Raw genomic sequence first — 19910 nt, 5'->3', positions numbered from 1 at the left:
GTATAGTAATAACATTTCGTTTATTTATGATAAAACCCTTTTTTATGATAAAAAATAATCGATTCCATAAATGAGAACATACGTTTTTGTTTTGATACTAAAAAAAGTAAAACCTCTTTTGGAGTTACCTTGATTATTAGTATAATTTTCTTTATAATCAAAGCGTATATTAAGTGTTTAATAGAAGGCGTCATGCAGCGTAGTACGCTAGTTAAAACGGAAAAGCTGAGAATTAAGCACACTCATATAAGAATTAACTAATAGAAAGTAGGTCGCGGTATGGCGAAAAAGGAACAGCAAAGTCGTATTGAAAAAGATTTTCTTGGCGAAAAGGAACTTCCAAAAGACGTATATTACGGTGTCCAAACAATGCGCGCAGTTGAAAACTTTCCAATCACTGGATACAAAGTAAACAAAGAAATGATTCGCGCTCTTGCGATGATCAAAAAAGCAGCTGCCATGGCAAATATGGATACTAAACGATTATACGATGGTATTGGAAGCGCTATCGTACAGGCGGCTGACGAAGTGATTGCAGGGCAGTGGCATGAGTATTTCATTGTGGATCCTATTCAAGGTGGAGCAGGTACATCAATGAATATGAATATGAATGAAATTATTGCAAATCGTGCATTAGAGCTAATGGGCCATGAGAAAGGAGATTATGTAAAACTTAGTCCGAACAGTCATGTAAACATGTCTCAGTCTACTAATGATGTGTTCCCTACCGCTATTCATCTATCAACATTGCGCCTATTAGATGATTTATTAGCAACAATGGGTAATATGGTAGAAGTCTTTAAAAAGAAAGCAAAGCAGTTTGATCCAATTATTAAAATGGGCAGAACGCATCTTCAGGATGCAGTACCAATTCGTTTAGGACAAGAATTTGCTGCATACAGTCGTGTTTTAGAGCGTGATATTAAACGTATCAGCCAATCCCGCCAGCATCTATATGAAGTGAATATGGGAGCAACTGCAGTAGGAACGGGTTTAAATGCTGATCCGAAATATATTGAGAATGTGGTGAAGTATTTAGCTGATATTAGCGGACTACCGTTATATGGAGCAGAGCACCTTGTGGATGCAACGCAAAATACAGATGCTTATACAGAAGTATCAGCAGCTTTAAAAGTCTGCATGATGAACATGTCTAAAATTGCAAACGATTTACGCTTAATGGCTTCTGGCCCACGCGCAGGCTTAGCGGAAATTAGTCTTCCTGCTCGCCAGCCCGGATCTTCGATTATGCCTGGTAAAGTAAATCCAGTAATGCCAGAACTAATTAATCAAGTGGCATTCCAAGTTATTGGAAATGACCATACGATTTGTTTGGCTTCAGAAGCAGGGCAGCTTGAGTTAAACGTAATGGAACCTGTGCTTGTCTTTAACCTATTGCAGTCTATTAGCATCATGAACAATGGCTTTGACGCGTTTACAAAATACTGCTTAGAAGGTATTGAGGCAAACGAAGAGCGATTAAAAGAATATGTAGAGAAAAGTGTAGGCGTTATTACTGCAGTTAACCCACACTTAGGATATGAAGTTGTTTCTCGTATTGCAAGAGAAGCTATTATGACAGGGAAATCTGTACGAGAACTTTGCTTACAACATGACGTATTGACAGAAGAAGAGCTAGATTTAATCCTAAACCCTTATGAAATGACGAATCCAGGTATTGCAGGCAACTCACTTTTTGACCGTCAATAATCGTAGGACAAGTAGACAGACTAAGAATTAACACTAAAATGATAAAAATGGAGGAGTCAACATGAGCAATATTATTCGTACTTTAATGATTCAAACACCAAGTGTACCAGGGAATTTAGGACGAGTAGCTACGGCAATTGGTCGCGTAGGTGGCGACATTGGAGAAGTTGAAACAGTTAAGGTAGGCCATAACTATACGCGAAGAAGCATTACCGTACAAGTTGAGAGCGAAGAACAACTAGAAGAGTTACTAGATGCAGTTCGTAGCTTGGATGGAATTACGCTGCACACAGTTTCAGATGAAGTTTTACACGCTCACGAAGGCGGAAAAATTCAAATGAAAAGTAAAATGAAAATTGAAACGTTAGCGGATTTACGACGTGTGTACACACCAGGTGTAGCCAACGTATGCATGGCGATTAAAGAACAGCCAGAAAAAGCAAAAATTTATACAAGCATTAGCAACACTGTAGCTGTTGTAACAGATGGGACAGCAATCTTAGGTTTAGGTAATATTGGACCAGTAGCCGGTATGCCTGTTATGGAAGGGAAAGCAGCCCTTTTTGATCAGCTTACTAATATTAATGCTATTCCTATCTTATTAGATGTGAACAGTCCGGAAGAAATTATTCAAACGGTTAAAAATATCTCACCAGGATTTGGTGGTATTTTACTTGAAGATATTGGTTCTCCGCATTGTTTTGAAGTGGAAGAGCGCTTGAAGAAAGAGCTGGATATTCCAGTTATGCATGACGATCAGCACGGAACGGCGGTAGTTACGTTAGCTGCAGCTATCTCAGCATGTCGCAGTGCTGGTGTTAACTTAAAACAAGCGCGTGTTGGTCAAATTGGCCTTGGAGCAGCTGGTATTGCAATTTGCCGCATGTTGATGGCATATGGTGTCGAAAGCGTAGTTGGGGCTGATAAGTCTGAAGAAGCAAAAGATCGTCTTCGTTCATACGGTGGCGAAACAGTTGATAGCCTAGAAGAGTTAATGAAGCAAAGCGATATTGTTATTGCAACAACAGGTGTACCAGGACTTATTAAGAAAGAATGGGTACAAAAAGGACAAATTATTTTAGCTCTATCAAATCCAAAGCCTGAAATTGAACAAGAAGATGCATTGGAAGCTGGAGCAATTTATGCGACAGATGGACGCTCTGTAAATAATGTATTAGGATTTCCAGGTATCTTCCGCGGTGTACTAAACGCTGGTGTTCGCGATATTACTCACAAAATGCTAGTTGCAGCTGCAGAAGCAATTGCAAATTCAACAAAACCAGGTGATTTAGTTCCTCATCCGCTAAATGTTAATGTACATGAAGCTGTTGCTGAAGCAGTAGAGCGCGCAGCAGTACAAAGTGACGTAAAAAAGAATGTTTATCAATAATGAATAAAAAAACCGCACTGAAATAATTCAGTGCGGTTTTTTATATACAAATTAGAAAAAATATGAAAAAATACATATTATTGAAACTTTTTGGGTAGCACAAGCGTATAAAAAGAAAGAATAAATGAATTGAGAGGATATATATATGGAAATTACACATTTACAGGGGAAGCTACCTTCCGCAGCTAAAAGCGCAATGAGAATTCAAGCGTTGTTGCCACATCTAGTATGGTTAGCTGGCACAATTGGTTATTATGTTCTTGTTTATTTTTTTAATTGGTGGATTTGGGTTTTTTGGGTTTCTGGAGCTTTGCTAATTGTTAGCTTTGTTGTGTATGTTGTTATCGCCCCCAGCATTTACATGAAAGTGTATTCGTACCAACTAACAGAGACGCATATTGAAGTACAAAAAGGTTTGTTTATCTGGAGTCATACAAAAGTGCCGATTGTGAAGGTACAACATGTGGAAACATCTACGGGTCCAATTTTACGTAGATACGGTCTTGCCTCAATTAATGTTGTAACAGCTGCAGGGTTTCTTGAGTTTCCAGCTCTACAATCAGAAGATGCAAATAACTTACGCGAAACAATCGCAAAGATGGCAGAGGTGAAGGACGAATATGAGTAAAAAATTACATCCTCTTGCCGTTCTTGTTCAAGCTGCAAAGTACATAAAAGACAATATTTTACCATTTGCATTTTTAATTATTCTTCAGCGAGATAAGATTTTGACATACTGGTGGATAGGTTTAATCATTGTAGGCATCAGCTTGTTTTTTGCATTTATTAAATGGAAAACATTTCGTTATGAAGTTACGGAAAAAGAAATTCGAATCAAAAAAGGCGTCTTTAAAAAAGAAAATAGTTTTATTCAATTAACGCGTATTCAATCAATTCAAATTGATCAGCCTTTCCTCTTTCGACTAGTTAGACTTGCACGACTTCGTATCGAAACAGCAGGTGGAACAGGAATGGGGGCAGAAGTGGATTTGCCGGGCATCTTGATGAAAGATGCTCACGAGTTAAAAACAATGCTTCAAGCAGGGGAGTCTCTTTCAGTGGAAGAGAGTCCTGAAAGGGAAAATATCATTAAAACATTAAAGGTTCCTACCAGTCGCTTAGTAATTGCTGCTGCATTATCGGCAAACTTTGGCTATATTTTTGCTGGACTAGGTGTGCTGTACGAATACGTGGATGACTTAATCAACCCATGGATTCAAAATGCTTATGAACAAATTATTACCCAGTCAATTGTAGCTATTATCATATTAGTATTTTTTATTTTATGCATAGCGTATATACTTTCTATTATTTTGTACGTAATTCGCTTTGGTAATTTTGTGGTGGAGCGTTATGAAAAGCATCTTCAAGTTCAGTACGGGTTATTAAACAAGCGCTCGCTCACGGTTCCTTTTGAAAAGATTAAGGCAATTACAGTTGAAGAAGGACTTCTTCAACGTTTATTTGGCTGGGGAGCTATTTCGTTAAAAGTCGTAACTTCTGATCTAGAACAAAAAGTATATTTACACCCCTTTCTAAAGAAAAAAGAAATGGTGGATGTTTTTTCAGATTATCTTCCTACTTATCATTATCTTGAGTATAAGCCAAACGTAGTGAGAAACTATGTTTGGTATAAGCTGTTGTATGTCTTCATCCCAGCTTGTATTGCAGTGGTAGCAATTAGCTTTTGGAAAGTTCAGCTTGTGTGGGGAGTAGTTATCCTCTTTCTAGCAGCTTGGCTATTAACATGGTTTGGATATCGCCAAGGAGGCGTAATGATGACACGTGAATTTTTAAGTGTTCGATCGCAGTTTATCACTCGGAAAACAACGATTATGCAGCGTAGAAAGATTCAGGATGTCAAAGTGAAAGCAAGCAGCAGGTTTTGGAAAAAAGGGTGGCGTTATCTTAGTGTATCAACGATGGGGCTTGGTTCTTCCTATGGAGTGGGCTACTTGCCAGAGCGCATATGGAAGCCAATCTTTGATGAAGTTACATGTTGGGATGTTAAGAAAGATAAAGTATGATGAGCAGAATGTGTCCACTGTGTGGAAAACAGAACGGCTGTCAGTATGTTTTAAAAGAAGAAGAATTTACTTGTTGGTGCACAGAAGAAGAGTTTCCTACTGCGTTGACAGCAAGTTCTAGTCATTCTTGCATTTGCAAATCCTGCTTGCAAGTCTATAAAGAGAGTCAGCGTGAAGAGTAGTACTTCCGCTGACTCTCTTTACTTAATTAATCAATGCTTGTAAGGGAGCAGGAATTCGTCCACCGCGATTTACCAATCGTTCAGAGCTGTAAGGATTAACACCCATAACTGGCGCTCGGCCTAGAAGGCCACCGAACTCGACCATTTCACCTTCATTTTTACCGGGTACAGGAATAACACGTACAGCCGTTGTTTTTTTGTTAATCATTCCAATTGCCGCTTCATCAGCAATCATTCCGGAAAGCGTAGCAGGACTAACATCCCCTGTTAAGGCGATCATATCTAAACCAACGGAACATACGCAAGTCATCGCTTCAAGTTTTGACAGATTTAGAGAACCATCAGTAATTCCTTTAATCATCCCATTATCTTCACTTACGGGAATAAAAGCCCCGCTTAGCCCACCGACGTAAGAGCTAGCCATTGCACCACCTTTTTTTACAGCATCGTTCATAAGTGCTAAAGCAGCAATTGTACCGTGAGTGCCCACACGTTCTAAACCAATTTCTTCTAAGATTTCAGCAACGCTGTCGTTAATAGCATTAGTAGGCGCTAGCGATAAGTCCATGATACCGAAGGGGACGTTTAGTCGCTCAGCTACGACGCGTCCAATTAACTCACCAGCGCGCGTAATTTTAAATACCGTTTTTTTAATTACTTCAGATACTTCACCTAAATCAGCGTTAGGATGACGTTTTAATGCATTTAAAACAACACCAGGACCACTAACACCTACATTTAAGACCACTTCACCTTCACCGGATCCGTGAAAAGCTCCGGCCATAAACGGATTGTCTTCAACAGGATTACAAAAAACCACAAGTTTTGCACAAGCAATGCCGTCACGATCTTTTGTACGTTCCGCAGCTTCTTTAATAATAATACCGAGCTGTTTCACAGCATCCATATTAATACCCGTACGAGTGGTAGCTACTGAGATGGAAGAACAAACGCGTTCTGTTACGCTAAGAGCTTCAGGCAGCGCGTCCAGTAGCGTTTGATCACTTTTTGAAATTCCTTTATGAATAAGAGCTGAGAAGCCACCGATAAAATCGACGCCAACCTGCTGTGCAGCGCGGTCTAGTGTTTTAGCAAGGGTAATTGTTTCTTCAACCGTTGCATGGCCTAAAATCTCTGCGATAGGAGTAATTGATATGCGCTTATTGACAATTGGAATTCCATATTCTTTTTCAACCTGTTCCGCTGTTTCTTTTAATTCGCCTGAATATGAAACAATTTTATTGTAAACATTTTGATTCATTGTTTCAAAGTTAGAATCTGCACAGTCTCTTAAACTAATACCCATTGTTACTGTACGGATATCAAGGTTTTCCATTTGGACCATGCGGATGGTTTCCATCATTTCTGTTAAGGCAATGCTCATATTAATTTCTCCTTTATACGCGGTGCATAGCTTGGAACGTTTCTTCAAGCTGCACGTGAATTTTTAAACCAAGCTCTTCGCTAATGTTATTTAAAGAACGTTGTAGCGAGTTTAGTTCAGTAGTTGATACATCGACAATCATCATCATTGTAAAAAAATCTTGTAATATTGTCTGACTAATATCGAGAATATTAACACCTTGATTTGATAAGATAGTTGTGACGCTCGAAATGATACCTACTTGATCTTGTCCAATTACGCTAACCACAGCGCGCTTTTGTTGCATAATAATCACCTCAAAAATAATATAGAAAATAAAAAAAGAGATTGGAAGAATCCAATCTCGAATAGGTCATCGAATAACATACGTATGTATCGTTACTCTTCTGTCCTTTTGCCTGAGATTGTGAATCCTTCGGCGCCGCCTGTGCGGTCTCTCCAGAAGCTGCTCCTGTTGTAGTGTTATCCACAACAATCATTGCTTGGGGAATATTCAACTTAGTATTGGCTCAAAAACCAATAGAGAAATCATATCAACAAAGGAAAGGATAGTCAACGTTTTTTGAACATTTGTATTATTTTATCACGTGTACGTAGGGAGGCTGGGGGTGCTTTGAAGTCCTTTTGCTTAAGGTGGTATGTCACAGTTAAAAGTAGAATAAGCGAAGGGGAAAAGGTACGATTTTTATAAAAATAAAAAAGGAAAGCGTATAGAAGTCGCTTTCCTTTAATAATTGTTGGCTTACTCGTCTTCTCCAGAAGGACGAGTTGTTTGAGTAGCAAGCGTGTCCCAAAAGCTTGTATCTGCTTTTTCTATTGAGCCATCTGCAATAGCTCGTACAGTTGAGTCTAAAGTAGTGATTGTTTGTTTAATTAAATAGCCGTTGCTTTTTTGACCAAGTACATATGATTCGTTGTTGTGATCGGACATTCCGCGCATTTCAAAGAGAAGGGTTGCAATACCATACTCAGTCGCAGCGCCGTTACGGCCAATCGCGTTATCAGAACCGCCAGCATATTTACCAAGGTGTCCCCAACCTTTTGAGTCAACGGAATGAAAGACAACAGACCCTAGCTTTTTCGATTTCTCAACCACTTCAGGATTTACCTGGGGATTTGTTGGATAAAGAATAGAACCGGACACAAGTTTTCCGTCACGTTCACTTTGTGTACCTTGATGATGCAAATCAATCATGTAGTCAATCTTATATTTACTTAATACGTTATTATGAAGAGCCTTTGTTTCAGGTTGCTCTTTTTTTACATGGTCACGGTTTAAGTCTACTTCCATGGCATTATAACGAGTTAAGTGACGATCTCCGCTTGCTCTATAGTCATCCAATGAGAAGTTTACGTCGCCCATCGCTCCGTCAGCGTTCAACATTGGTACAATTAAAATATTTACATTGTCAAGAATTCCTTTTGTTTTATTAGTCCCTAGGTGTTTAATAAACTCTAGAGTTCCTTCAGTCGTTAGTTGTTCATTTCCATGCTGCTGTGTTAAAAACAAAATGGTTGGGTTGTCTGGATTTGATATGTACTTGACTAAATGAATGTCGCGACCTTTTACAGTTTGTCCAATGACTTCAAGGTTCATTGCGCTTTGTTTTGCTTCTTGCGTTTTTAAGAAGTTTACCATTTCTTCATATGTATGGAGAATTGACGTGTTGATCGTTTCATTTTCACCAACGTTTGGACCGTTTCCAACAGCTTGAGCAGGTAGTGTAGTTGATGTAAATACCCCTAATGTCATAATACTAGATAATGATAATACCGTGATTTTCTTTTTCAATGTCATCCTAATTCCCCCAAGATATCAGATTATACGCTATGCCTGTACACACAGCGCTACTCTTTTATAATAGAATAAGTAGTTAAAAAAGGCATGAGCTTAAAATACTGTATTTTGAGAATATTTTAATGAGAAGATTAATAACCTATTGCAATCATACAAGCAAGTGGAAGGTAAGCTAGGAGAGAAGGGGGGAAGTAATGGTAGTGCTGAGTGATGTAAACTATTGATTATCATCATAGGTAGAATAAAAAGTTAGGTATTATAGGAATACTATGCTATACTAAGTTTACCATTTTCTTTACCAGTTACTATCTGTGTTTTGATTTTCCCTATTCATTCGTGAGTAGGGTTTTTATTATGTCTAAATTTTGTTGCAAATTAAAAACAGACTCTACAAGTAGAGTCTGTTCATAGGTGTCTGTATTAATTATGCTTTTTGAACGTTAGTAGCTTGAGGTCCACGTTGACCTTGCTCAACTTCAAAAGTTACAGCTTGACCTTCATCTAAAGATTTGAAACCTTCGCTTTGGATTGCTGAGAAATGTACGAATACATCGTCTCCGTTTTCGCGCTCGATGAATCCAAAACCTTTTTCTGCGTTAAACCATTTTACTTTACCTTGTTCCATAGTTGTTGCCTCCTCGTGTGCTTTGCACACATTGTGTTACTATTCTTGCTCAAATCTTCAGACGAAAGTTGTTAACTTGTCAATCCTTACCGAACAAAAATAATTCTTCCTAAGCATAACAGAAACAACTCAGTATTGCAAGTAAAGGGAGAAATAGCTACGTACTTTTATCAATTTCACTCATTCATCCCAGTTCTTACTGCTGATTTTCTCAATAATCTCGTGCAAATCCCCAGGCTTATGAAACTCAATCGGAGACGCGCCTTTTTCAAACAGAATCGATTCCGCTTCAATTACAGCTACGTAGCGTCCGTTTACTTTCGCTAAGTGAATATTTTCCCCGAAATCCGCTAACAGTCCTTTAATCTCCGTTTCGCCAAGCTTCATTTTAAGCTCGGCATCAGGCGTATGCTCGACGATATGAGCAGCAGCTTCCATAACTTGATGGGTATCCAAACGTTCTTGAAGCTCACGCTTTTCACTTGTTGCCCACAGTTCCATGTCCGATTCAAACTGTTCAAGTTCTACGCTTTCTGCTTCAAACGTTTCGCTGACGTGTTCACGCACCATATCCATTACCTGTGTTTTCATAATCTCAGGCATCGGCTCGTTGTAGTCAATGAACTTTAAGAAGTCTTCAAAGTAACGAGCGTGAGACGCTTGGTGGATGACAAGTTCGCTTTCTTCGACCATGCCTTCTTCAGGCATGTAGGGGTATTGAATAGACTTCATGTTCTTGGTTGTAATGGCCATTTCTACATGGCGAATGAGTGTTGACTCATCGGTAATTGAAGCTACTTTTGGTTCGAAATCACATTTTAAAATAAATACAAACGCATGATCGAAATATTTGCGTGGTACAGCGGATATAACTAAAAAAGCACCGCCTCGCACGGCTGCGGTATCTAAATATGCGTGAATAAACTGTTCGCTATTTTCCTCAAATTCTTCTTTTGTCGTTGCGAAGCGCGTGCGATGAAATAAGTTAAAGTTAGGGTTAGAATCCAAAGCGTGTCCAGGTTCTGTGACAAAGTACCCGAGTTTTGTGGGAACTTGTTCAGCCTTTGGGTGACGTTCAACCTTCCGTTTAACAATCTTTTTAAACTCACCGTCTAAAAAGTCTTTAATTGAGCTCTCTTCATACTCTTCTGTATCTAGCGTTTGAAAATGCTTGTAGCGTTTGTCTGCTTGTTCGTCTTTACCGTCTACTTGAATGACGTAAAATGATAAGAAATTAATTTTAAAATCCATAGCTTCACCTTGTTTCATTAAGAGTTCATCATTTCAGTATAGTGGAAAAGAGAAAAAAGCGTCAATGATAAATAAAGCATAGTTAAACTTGAAAAAACGAAACTTTCTAAAATTTACAAAAAATAGTATAATAGATAACGAGAGTCTAGTAAAAAAGGGAGGGAATTGTATGACTGTAGAATTACATACGAATGAAGCGCCTACTCGTCTGAGGAGTAGACTTTCAAAAGTTGGACCTGGATTAATCACGGCTGCAACGGGTGTTGGAGCTGGGGATTTAGTTGCTGCATTAGTAGCAGGGGCGACGCTTGGCATGACGTTCGCATGGGCTATTGTCGTAGGAGCCATTTTAAAGTACTACTTAAATGAAGGTGTAGGAAGATGGCAACTGTCAACTGGACAAACTATTTTAGAAGGCTGGAATTCAATGGGGAAATGGGCTACCAGCTATTTCGGAGTATATTCAGTTCTTTGGGGATTTGTATTTGGAGCCGCTGTTTCATCGTCGTGTGCTTTAGCCATGCATGCTTTATTTCCTCAGCTCCCGCTTTGGGCATGGGCGATTATTCATGCACTTATTGGTTTTATACTAGTTTGGAACGGGAGATATGCATTAGTTGAAAAGCTGATGACTATTTTTGTTGGCATCATGTTTGTTACGGTTGTAGGAACTGCCATATTGCTTTCTCCAAATCTAACAGCACTTGCTTTAGGCATGGTGCCAAAAGTACCTGAAGGCTCTTTGATGAACGCTTTGGCTTTAATTGGAGGAGTAGGCGGCTCTATTACAATGGCTTCGTATGGGTATTGGATTCGTGAGAAAGGTTGGAACCATCGTTCTTGGATTTCAATTATGCGTCTTGATTCAGCAGTTGCATATATTGTAACCGCTATCTTTACGCTATCTCTTCTTGTCGTAGGAGCGGAGTTTTTATTTGGGACAGGCATAACATTAAGTGGTGAGCAAGGTCTTGTCCAGTTATCGAGCATGCTAGGTGAGCGTTTTAATGAACCAATGCGCTGGTTATTTTTAATCGGTTTTTGGGCAGCGTCCTTTACGTCATTGTTAGGCGTATGGAACGGTGTGCCATACCTATTTGCTGACTTTGTTCGTATTATGAAAAAAGAGCCAAAAAATCCAGGGGTGGTCGTGGAGAAAACAAAACCATATCGTGCGTATTTAATCTGGTTAACATTCCCTTCCATGCTTTTATTGTTTATTGGAAAGCCTGTTGGCCTTATTATGGCTTACGGTGCGTTAGGGGCGTTATTTATGCCGTTTCTAGCTTTATCATTACTTTGGCTTTTAAATTCAAATCGAGTAGAAAAACAATATCGTAATCCATTATGGAATAACGTTATGCTGGCTGTTTGTATTTTATTATTTATTGTACTAATGATAAACGAACTGCGTAATATATTTTAATTATATATAGAAGAGAACAGTATAAATGAAGAAACTCTTCATTTATACTGTTCTAACATAGCAAAAAAGGATTTAACAAACTCATAAAAGATTTGATCAGAGGGTGCTAAATTTCGGTTTCTTGGGATAATCATTCCAACTGTTCGTTTCACTTCAGGAGTATGGATAGGAATCTTTGTTGTGAATCTTGGCGTTGTTTCAGAGACCGTACTTTCAGGTAAAAGTGTAATTCCCATACCTGCTGAGACTAGACCTTTAATTGCATCTAAATCTTCACCTTCAGATGAGATATTCGGCATAAATCCAGCTTGCTTACAAGCATCCACGGCAATCTTACGAAGCACAAATCCATTTGGGAATAAAACGAAATCTTCGTTACGTAGATCACGAAGGCGTAAATTTTCCTGTGTTGCTAAGGGATGACTTGAAGGAACAAGTGCCAGTATCTTTTCCGTAAATAAAATATGCCCTTCAATATCTTCATCGTCTACAGGTACAGGGCCTAAAAAAGCAATATTAATATCTCGCTTCTTAACGGATTCAATAAGAAACTTATAAGAACCTTGTCTTAAGTGAAAAGCAACGTTTGGATGACTCTCTTTAAACGCAGATATAATCGTAGGTAAAAGATGACTTGATAAGCTGGTAGGGAATCCGATTTTAATCGTTCCTCGCTCAGGATCTAAATATTCATCCACTTGCTCTTTTGCATAATCAATTGCTTTCATAGCCGTTTCCGTATGTTCTAGAAATAATTTTCCAATCGACGTTAACTTTACATTTCTTCCTTCTCTTTGAAATAACTCCACGCCCAGTTCATCTTCTAAATTGGCGATTTGTCGGCTGATAGCAGACTGTGCAACGTGCAAATGTTCAGCTGCTTCAGATACGTGCTCACGTCTGGCAACTTCCATAAAATAGCGTAATTGTCTAAGTTCCATTGGCTTACTCCTTCTCTATATCTCGAAATGAGATTGGTTTCATCTAAATTATATATTGTTTATATTAATTTGAAAACTTAAAATATAACCAAGTGGTCTTAATAAATAGATAAAGAAAACGAACGGGGGAGAAAAAAATGACATACAATCAAATGCCGAAAGCTCAAGGTCTCTACCGTCCTGAGTTTGAGCACGATGCATGCGGAATCGGATTATATGCTCACTTAAAAGGAGTGGCATCGCACGACATCGTAAAAAAAGGACTAAATATGCTTTGTCAACTAGATCATCGCGGTGGTCAAGGAAGTGATCCGCTAACGGGTGATGGAGCGGGATTAATGGTTCAAATTCCACATGACTTTTTTACAAAAGCATGTACTGATTTTTCATTACCTCAAAAAGGTCGCTACGGTGTAGGTATGATCTTTTTCTCAAATAATGAGCAAGAACAACAAGAAATCGAAGCGTATATCAATGCTTTAATTGAACAAGAAGGGCAAACGCTGATTGGTTGGAGAACTGTACCAACAAATGTCGGAAAAATCGGAATAGTCGCAAAAGAAAGCTGTCCGCACGTGCGCCAAGTATTTATTGGTGCAGATGAAAGCATTACAGATGATTTGGCGTTTGAACGCAAATTATATATTATTCGTAAACAAGCTGAGTATTGGGCAGCAGAGCGTAAAAATCGCGTTTACTTTTCAAGTTTATCTAGCAGAACGATTGTTTATAAGGGTTTATTAACACCAGAGCAAGTAGATGCGTTTTACCTTGACCTACAAGATGAAAGCTTTACATCTCCGTTTGCTTTAGTGCATTCACGCTTTAGCACAAATACGTTTCCGAGCTGGGAGCGCGCGCATCCAAATCGTTATTTAATTCACAACGGCGAAATTAATACGCTTCGTGGAAATCAAAATTGGATGAAAGCACGTGAGCAGCAGTTCGTTTCAGAAGCTTTTGGTTCAGATCTTCATAAAGTACTGCCAATTTTAGATAGCGAAGGCAGCGACTCGTCCATTCTTGATAATGCGCTTGAGTTTTTCGTGTTAGCAGGCAGAAAGCCAGCGCATGCTGCAATGATGATGATTCCAGAACCTTGGACTGAGAATCCTCATATGTCTGATGAGAAGCGTGCATTTTATGAGTACCATAGCGCTCTTATGGAGCCATGGGATGGACCGACTGCTATTTCATTTACTGATGGAAAACAGATTGGTGCAATTTTAGATAGAAATGGATTGCGTCCAGCGCGTTATTACGTGACAAAAGATGATTATATTATTCTTTCTTCTGAAGTAGGGGTTATTCCAGTAGAAGAGGACAATGTTCTTTATAAAGAGCGTTTAAGCCCAGGAAGAATGTTGCTAATTGATTTAGAAGAAGGGCGTATTATTTCAGACGAAGAAATTAAAGCTGAAATGGCGCAAGCAGCACCGTATCAGCAGTGGTTAGATGAGCAGATGGTAAAGTTAGCTCATTCAGCTGATGAAAAGCCGGAATCTTTTGACGATTTAGTTGTGCGTCAAAAAGCATTTGGCTATACGTATGAAGACATTCATAAATATTTACTACCGGTCGTGAATGAAGGTAAAGATCCGTTAGGTTCAATGGGAAATGATACGCCACTTGCGGTTCTTTCAGATCGACCTCAATCGCTATTTAATTATTTTAAACAGTTGTTTGCGCAAGTAACGAACCCTCCAATCGATGCAATTCGTGAGCAGCTTGTTACTTCAACAATGACGCTGTTAGGTGCAGAAGGTAATTTATTGCATCCAACAGAAGAAAATAGTCGCCGCATCCAGCTAGAAACGCCAGTGTTAACGAATGGACAGCTTCAAACGTTAAAAGAAGATAGTATTAAAGGTTTCAAGAGTGCTGTTCTTTCAACAGTATTTAAAGATGACTTGAAAGCATCTTTAGAAGGCTTATTTAATAATGCAGAAAAAGCAATTGTAGAGGGTGCTAGTATCTTAATCCTAAGTGATCGAGATATTAATGCCAACAGTGCTGCGATGCCAATTTTATTAGTTGCAAGTGCTCTTCACCAGCATTTAATTCGTCGCGGAAGTCGTACAAAGGTCAGCTTAGTTATTGAATCTGGAGAAGTTCGTGAAGTACATCATTTTGCAGCTTTAATTGGTTATGGAGCAGACGCAATCAACCCTTATTTAGCATTTGCAACGTATGATTATGAAATTGCAGCTGGTAATTTAAAAACGTCTTATCAAGTAGCGGTAACAAAGTATGTAAAAGCAGTTACTGAAGGCGTTGTAAAAGTAATGTCTAAAATGGGAATTTCTACTGTGCAAAGTTACCGAGGAGCTCAAATCTTTGAAGCAGTTGGAATCGGTGAAGAAGTTATTGCAGCTTACTTTACAGGTACAGCATCTCAATTAGGAGGAATTGGTCTAGACGTTATTGGAAGAGAAGCGCGTACACGTCACGAATCAGCTTATGCTGAAGCATACGAGCAGACTTTAGAGTCGGGAAGTGACTTCCAATGGCGAAAAACGGGTGAGCATCATGCGTTTAACCCGAAAACGATTCATACCTTACAATGGGCTTGTCGAAAAGGTGATTACGATTTATTTAAGCAGTTTTCCGAAGCTGCAAACGAAGAGCGTATTGGGTTCTTACGTAACCTGTTTGCCTTTAAACAAGAACGTCCAGCTCTTTCAATCGATGAAGTAGAATCTGTGGATTCTATTGTTAAACGCTTTAAATCAGGCGCTATGTCGTTTGGTTCTTTGAGTGAGGAAGCACACGAAGCATTAGCCATTGCAATGAATAAATTAGGTGCTAGAAGCAATAGTGGTGAAGGTGGAGAAAATCCAAGACGCTATGAGCTTGATGAAAACGGTGATAACCGTCGAAGTGCCATTAAACAAATTGCATCAGGACGATTTGGTGTGAAAAGTCACTATTTAGTAAATGCTGATGAGTTGCAAATTAAAATGGCTCAAGGAGCTAAACCAGGAGAAGGCGGACAGCTGCCAGGAAACAAAGTATATCCATGGGTTGCAGATGTTCGTGGATCTACTCCGGGAGTGGGATTAATCTCTCCTCCACCACATCACGATATTTATTCAATTGAAGACTTGGCTCAGCTTATTCATGACTTGAAAAATGCCAACCGTAATGCTCGTATTAGCGTTAAGCTTGTATCAAAAGCAGGTGTTGGAACGATTGCTGCTGGTGTTGCAAAAGGTGTAGCAGATGTAATTGTTATTAGTGGATACGACGGTGGAACAGGTGCGTCACCAAAAACGAGTATTAAACATACGGGCCTACCTTGGGAGTTAGGTTTAGCGGAAGCTCACCAAACTCTAATGTTAAACGGCCTTCGCGAGAAGGTAGTGCTAGAAACAGACGGAAAGCTAATGACAGGAAAAGACGTTGTTATGGCAGCACTTTTAGGTGCAGAAGAGTATGGGTTTGCTACGGCTCCACTAATTGTATTAGGTTGCATCATGATGCGTGCTTGCCATTTAGATACATGTCCTGTTGGTGTAGCAACACAAAATCCAGAGCTTCGTAAAAAGTTCTTGGGTGAGCCAGATCATATCGTAAACTATATGCGTTTTGTTGCACAAGAAGTTCGTGAAATTATGGCGGAGCTAGGGTTCAAAACAATGGAAGAGATGGTTGGACGCACAGATGTGCTGCATGTTAGTGAGCGTGCACAGTCACATTGGAAAGCACAGTACTTAGATTTGACAACACTTTTACATCAAGTAGATGGTGTGCGTACGTTTAAGACGCCTCAAAATCATAAAATTGATCAGTCTCTAGATGTGCAAAAAATCTTACCTGCTGTACAGCAAGCGATTGAAGAGCAATATCAAGTGGACCTTTCATTAGATATTCATAATACGAATCGAGTGGTAGGTACGGTTGTTGGTAGTGAAATTACCAAACGTTACGGTGAGCAAGGATTGGCTGAGGATACGATTACGCTTCGCTTCTCAGGTTCAGCTGGCCAAAGTTTCGGAGCATTTATTCCAAATGGTATGACGCTCCATTTAACAGGTGATGCCAATGACTATATTGGTAAAGGTTTGTCAGGTGGAAAAATCACGGTATCTGCACCAAAGCAATCCACTATCGTTTCAGGAGACAATGTTATTGTTGGAAATGTTGCTTTTATCGGTGCAACAAGTGGAGAAGCATACGTAAGTGGTAGAGCAGGTGAGCGATTTGCAGTTCGTAACAGCGGTGCGCATGTTGTGGTGGAAGGTATCGGGGATCACGGCTGTGAATATATGACAGGTGGTCGAGTTGTTGTTCTGGGAACTGTTGGTAAAAACTTCGGAGCAGGTATGTCAGGTGGTATTGCATACGTACTGGCAGATGATAAAGACGAATTTAAGAAGCTTTGTAATCAAGAAATGATTGGTTTTGAAGGTTTAGAAGCTCATGAGGCAGGCGAAGTAAAAGCGATGATTGAGCGTCACCTTGAATATACAAATAGCCAAAAAGCAGCGTTTGTTTTAGAGAACTGGTCACAAATGATTAGTAAGTTCGTAAAAGTTATTCCAAATGATTACAAGCGTATGATTACTCGTATTGAAGAACAAAAAGAAGCAGGGCTTTCTGAAGAGGAAGCAATTATGAGCGCATTTGAAGAAAATGCACAGCAAGAAAAGAAGTCAATTTCAAAACAACAAGAAGCGGTAGCTCAGTAAGAAAGGGGAGAGTAAAATGGGAAAACCAACAGGATTTATGGAAATTAAACGTGAAAAAGGCAAAGAAAGAGATCCTTTAAAACGTTTAAGTGACTGGAACGAATATGCTGCTCCTTTATCTGATGAGGCACTGAGTCGACAAGGAGCACGATGTATGGATTGTGCAACTCCATTTTGTCATATGGGGATGGATATTAATGCTTTTACATCGGGCTGTCCAATTTATAATTTGATTCCAGAATGGAACGATTTAGTATATAGAGGTCAGTGGAAAGAAGCACTTGATCGTTTAGTAAAAACAAATAACTTCCCTGAATTCACAGGGCGCGTCTGTCCAGCGCCTTGTGAGGGATCCTGTACATTAGCTATTTCAGACCCTGCAGTTTCAATCAAAAATATTGAACGAGCAATTATTGATAAAGGGTTTGAAAACGGTTGGATTACACCGCGTATTCCAGAGAAGCGTACGGGGAAAAAGGTAGCCATTATCGGTTCAGGGCCAGCTGGTTTAGCAAGTGCAGATCAGCTGAACCAAGCAGGACACTCTGTAACTGTATATGAGCGTGCAGATCGTCCTGGTGGCTTGCTAACATACGGCATTCCTAATATGAAGCTTGATAAAGAGGTAGTGGAAAGAAGAATTCGCTTATTAACGCAAGAAGGTATTGATTTTGTTACAAATACAGAAGTGGGCAAAGACGTAACGCGCGAAGAACTTCAAGAGCAGTACGATGCGGTTATCCTTTGTACGGGTGCTCAAAAGCAGCGTAATTTAGTCATTGAGGGTAGAGAAGCAAAAGGTATTCATTTTGCAATGGACTATTTGACAACGACAACAAAAAGTATGCTAGATTCTAATTTTAAAGACGGTCAGTATATCGATGCTAAAGGCAAAGATGTAATTGTCATTGGGGGAGGGGACACAGGAGCAGACTGCGTAGCAACAGCACTACGTCAAGAATGTCGTAGCGTCGTTCAATTTGGTAAACACCCTCAGCTTCCAACAGAACGTACATCTGATAACATGTGGCCAGAGTACCCTCAAGTGTTTAATCTTGAATATGCATATGAAGAGGCTCAGGCAAAGTTCGGAGATGATCCGAGAGAGTATTCAATTCAAACAAAAAAAATTGTCGCTGATGAAAATGGTCATTTAAAAGAGCTTCATACAATTCAGATGGAGAAGCTTGTTGATGAAAGCGGTCGTTATACATTTAATGAAATTCCAGGAACAGAAAAAGTTTGGCCAGCTCAACTGGTCTTTATCGCAATCGGTTTTGAAGGGCCTGAACAACCTGTTCTTGAGCAGTTGGGTGTTGAAACGAAAAACAACAAAGTGGCTGCAGCGTACGGAAAATATACAACAAATGTTGAAGGTGTATTTGCTGCCGGAGACGCACGTCGTGGTCAGAGCCTTATTGTATGGGCTATTCATGAAGGTCGCGAAGTAGCAAAACAAGTAGATCACTACTTAATGGGAGCTACTGTACTGCCATAACATTCAAAAAGAGGACTACACTGTAGTCCTCTTTTTTTAGCGTGGGTTAGGCCCACCAGGTCCAGGATTCTTGCGGAGATGCTCAAAGGCAACGGTTAAAACGGTTGTGGTAATACGAGCTTGTGAAGCAGGGGACACGCTATATAACGCCATGAGCTCAAAAATCCACGGTTCTCTTCGCTGAAGCTGTCGGTATGCTTTCTCAACTTTTTGGTTAATGGTTCCTGTAAAGCTATTATAGTTATCATCTACAAACCTTACAATTGAACGAAACAAGTATTCGGTTAGTTTATCGTCCATGCCTCCGCGTTGTGCTTCACGATAAATGCTTCGATATTGCCTTTTTAAAATTTTCATCACGCGGTCGACGTCTTTAGTAGCGCGCATAAACTCAACTTGGTGAGTTAAGTATGCATACTGATTCTCATCATATCGGTATGGTTCCTCGTAAGACGTATTAATTGTTGGTACAGCATAGGTGTATTGAGGCATTGTGTGATAGTTTGGAGTATAGTCTGGGTAGCTCCAGTGATAATAATACATTCATTTCACTCGCTTTCAAGTAGTGTAAAGTAAATAATCGTTTATCAATTAGTAAACGGGATGGTTTGTGTACTGGTGAAGTTTTTCTAAGTAATATCGAGGTGTTTTAAAGTATTCCCAGGTACTGTAAGCTGAATTTTTTGTGAAAACGTTAATATAAATAGGTGTATCAAGAAAAGTTTCTTTGGCAGGTAAGCTACTATAATAGCAATCAAAAGCTTTTAACAAGTCAACTTCAATTGATGCTTGTAGCGGCTTGATCCCACTGGAAGGAACAGTGAATGACCCAAGTATAGAGGTACATTGATTTTTGTAGGATATACTGTTTTGTTCCTTAATAAGGTCGAAATCAGTTACTATCCATGTCTCATACGACGCAACAGCAGGACTTATAAAGGTAAGTCTTAACTCCCAAGCGTTTATCATCTTTATCCCACCCTATAA

The 19910-nt window shown here is 39.4% G+C and carries 16 protein-coding genes and 1 riboswitch; of the genes, 8 read left to right on the top strand and 8 right to left on the bottom strand.

Annotated elements, in window-relative coordinates:
* Positions 1-279 precede the first annotated feature (279 nt).
* The 5 genes from aspA (at position 280) to EPL02_RS21250 (ending at position 5309) form a co-directional block, all read left to right on the top strand.
* On the top strand, positions 280-1710 hold the full coding sequence (gene aspA, locus EPL02_RS01720) for an aspartate ammonia-lyase (RefSeq protein WP_131886869.1): 1431 nt from the start codon (positions 280-282) through the stop codon (positions 1708-1710).
* A 61-nt stretch (positions 1711-1771) separates the two neighbouring features.
* Positions 1772-3100, top strand: a complete 1329-nt coding sequence (locus EPL02_RS01715) for an NAD-dependent malic enzyme (RefSeq protein ID WP_094909805.1) — start codon at positions 1772-1774, stop codon at positions 3098-3100.
* Positions 3101-3245: 145 nt separating this feature from the next.
* A complete protein-coding gene (locus tag EPL02_RS01710) occupies positions 3246-3728 on the top strand; it encodes a PH domain-containing protein (protein WP_131886868.1) in 483 nt (160 codons plus the stop codon).
* On the top strand, positions 3721-5127 hold the full coding sequence (locus EPL02_RS01705) for a PH domain-containing protein (protein ID WP_131886867.1): 1407 nt from the start codon (positions 3721-3723) through the stop codon (positions 5125-5127). Before EPL02_RS01710 ends, EPL02_RS01705 begins: the two co-directional genes overlap by 8 nt.
* Entirely contained in the window at positions 5124-5309 is a 186-nt protein-coding gene (locus tag EPL02_RS21250; protein ID WP_094909808.1) for a cysteine-rich CWC family protein, read from the top strand. The genes EPL02_RS01705 and EPL02_RS21250 overlap by 4 nt, the downstream gene beginning before the upstream one ends.
* A 22-nt stretch (positions 5310-5331) precedes the next feature.
* On the opposite strand, the gene EPL02_RS01695 is transcribed toward EPL02_RS21250, so the two are convergent.
* From EPL02_RS01695 to EPL02_RS01675, 5 genes are all read right to left on the bottom strand, one after another.
* A complete protein-coding gene (locus EPL02_RS01695; protein ID WP_131886866.1) occupies positions 5332-6693 on the bottom strand; it encodes a PFL family protein in 1362 nt (453 codons plus the stop codon).
* Positions 6694-6706: 13 nt separating this feature from the next.
* Complete coding sequence (locus EPL02_RS01690) at positions 6707-6979, bottom strand: ACT domain-containing protein (protein ID WP_131886865.1); 273 nt, start codon at positions 6977-6979, stop codon at positions 6707-6709.
* Between the two features lie 90 nt (positions 6980-7069).
* Positions 7070-7145, bottom strand: a riboswitch (glycine riboswitch).
* Between the two features lie 290 nt (positions 7146-7435).
* The gene (locus tag EPL02_RS01685; RefSeq protein WP_131886864.1) at positions 7436-8491 is read right to left on the bottom strand and encodes a M14 family zinc carboxypeptidase; all 1056 of its coding nucleotides are present in this window, start codon (positions 8489-8491) and stop codon (positions 7436-7438) included.
* A 424-nt stretch (positions 8492-8915) separates the two neighbouring features.
* Positions 8916-9116, bottom strand: coding sequence for a cold-shock protein (locus EPL02_RS01680; RefSeq protein ID WP_025908891.1), 201 nt, complete (start codon positions 9114-9116; stop codon positions 8916-8918).
* Between the two features lie 180 nt (positions 9117-9296).
* Positions 9297-10367, bottom strand: a complete 1071-nt coding sequence (locus EPL02_RS01675; RefSeq protein ID WP_131887133.1) for a DUF3900 domain-containing protein — start codon at positions 10365-10367, stop codon at positions 9297-9299.
* Positions 10368-10536: 169 nt separating this feature from the next.
* On the opposite strand from EPL02_RS01675, the gene EPL02_RS01670 reads away from it, so the two are divergent.
* Positions 10537-11793, top strand: coding sequence for an Nramp family divalent metal transporter (locus EPL02_RS01670; RefSeq protein ID WP_094909812.1), 1257 nt, complete (start codon positions 10537-10539; stop codon positions 11791-11793).
* A gap of 38 nt (positions 11794-11831) precedes the next feature.
* Here EPL02_RS01670 and gltC read toward each other — a convergent pair whose 3' ends face one another.
* The gene (gene gltC / locus EPL02_RS01665) at positions 11832-12734 is read right to left on the bottom strand and encodes a glutamate biosynthesis transcriptional regulator GltC (RefSeq protein WP_094909813.1); all 903 of its coding nucleotides are present in this window, start codon (positions 12732-12734) and stop codon (positions 11832-11834) included.
* A gap of 137 nt (positions 12735-12871) precedes the next feature.
* Between gltC and gltB the strand changes: the two genes are divergently transcribed.
* Together gltB and gltD are read left to right on the top strand one after the other, a co-directional pair.
* The gene (gene gltB, locus EPL02_RS01660; RefSeq protein ID WP_131886863.1) at positions 12872-17425 is read left to right on the top strand and encodes a glutamate synthase large subunit; all 4554 of its coding nucleotides are present in this window, start codon (positions 12872-12874) and stop codon (positions 17423-17425) included.
* 16 nt (positions 17426-17441) lie between these two features.
* Complete coding sequence (gltD, locus tag EPL02_RS01655; protein WP_131886862.1) at positions 17442-18923, top strand: glutamate synthase small subunit; 1482 nt, start codon at positions 17442-17444, stop codon at positions 18921-18923.
* A 36-nt stretch (positions 18924-18959) separates the two neighbouring features.
* Here the strand turns inward: gltD and EPL02_RS01650 are convergent, their stop codons facing one another.
* Positions 18960-19466 (bottom strand): hypothetical protein, encoded by a 507-nt coding sequence (locus tag EPL02_RS01650; protein WP_256993233.1) that lies wholly within the window; start codon positions 19464-19466, stop codon positions 18960-18962.
* A gap of 48 nt (positions 19467-19514) precedes the next feature.
* Positions 19515-19892: a hypothetical protein gene (locus EPL02_RS01645; protein WP_131886861.1), complete on the bottom strand. Its 378-nt coding sequence runs from the start codon at positions 19890-19892 to the stop codon at positions 19515-19517.
* Positions 19893-19910: the final 18 nt, after the last annotated feature.

It is taken from the genome of Bacillus sp. CBEL-1 (assembly GCF_004348885.1).
In the GTDB taxonomy this organism is placed as follows: domain Bacteria; phylum Bacillota; class Bacilli; order Bacillales; family Bacillaceae_H; genus Priestia; species Priestia aryabhattai_A.
The sequence above is the reverse complement of the archived record's forward strand: the minus strand, read 5'-3'. Positions and strand labels throughout refer to the sequence as shown.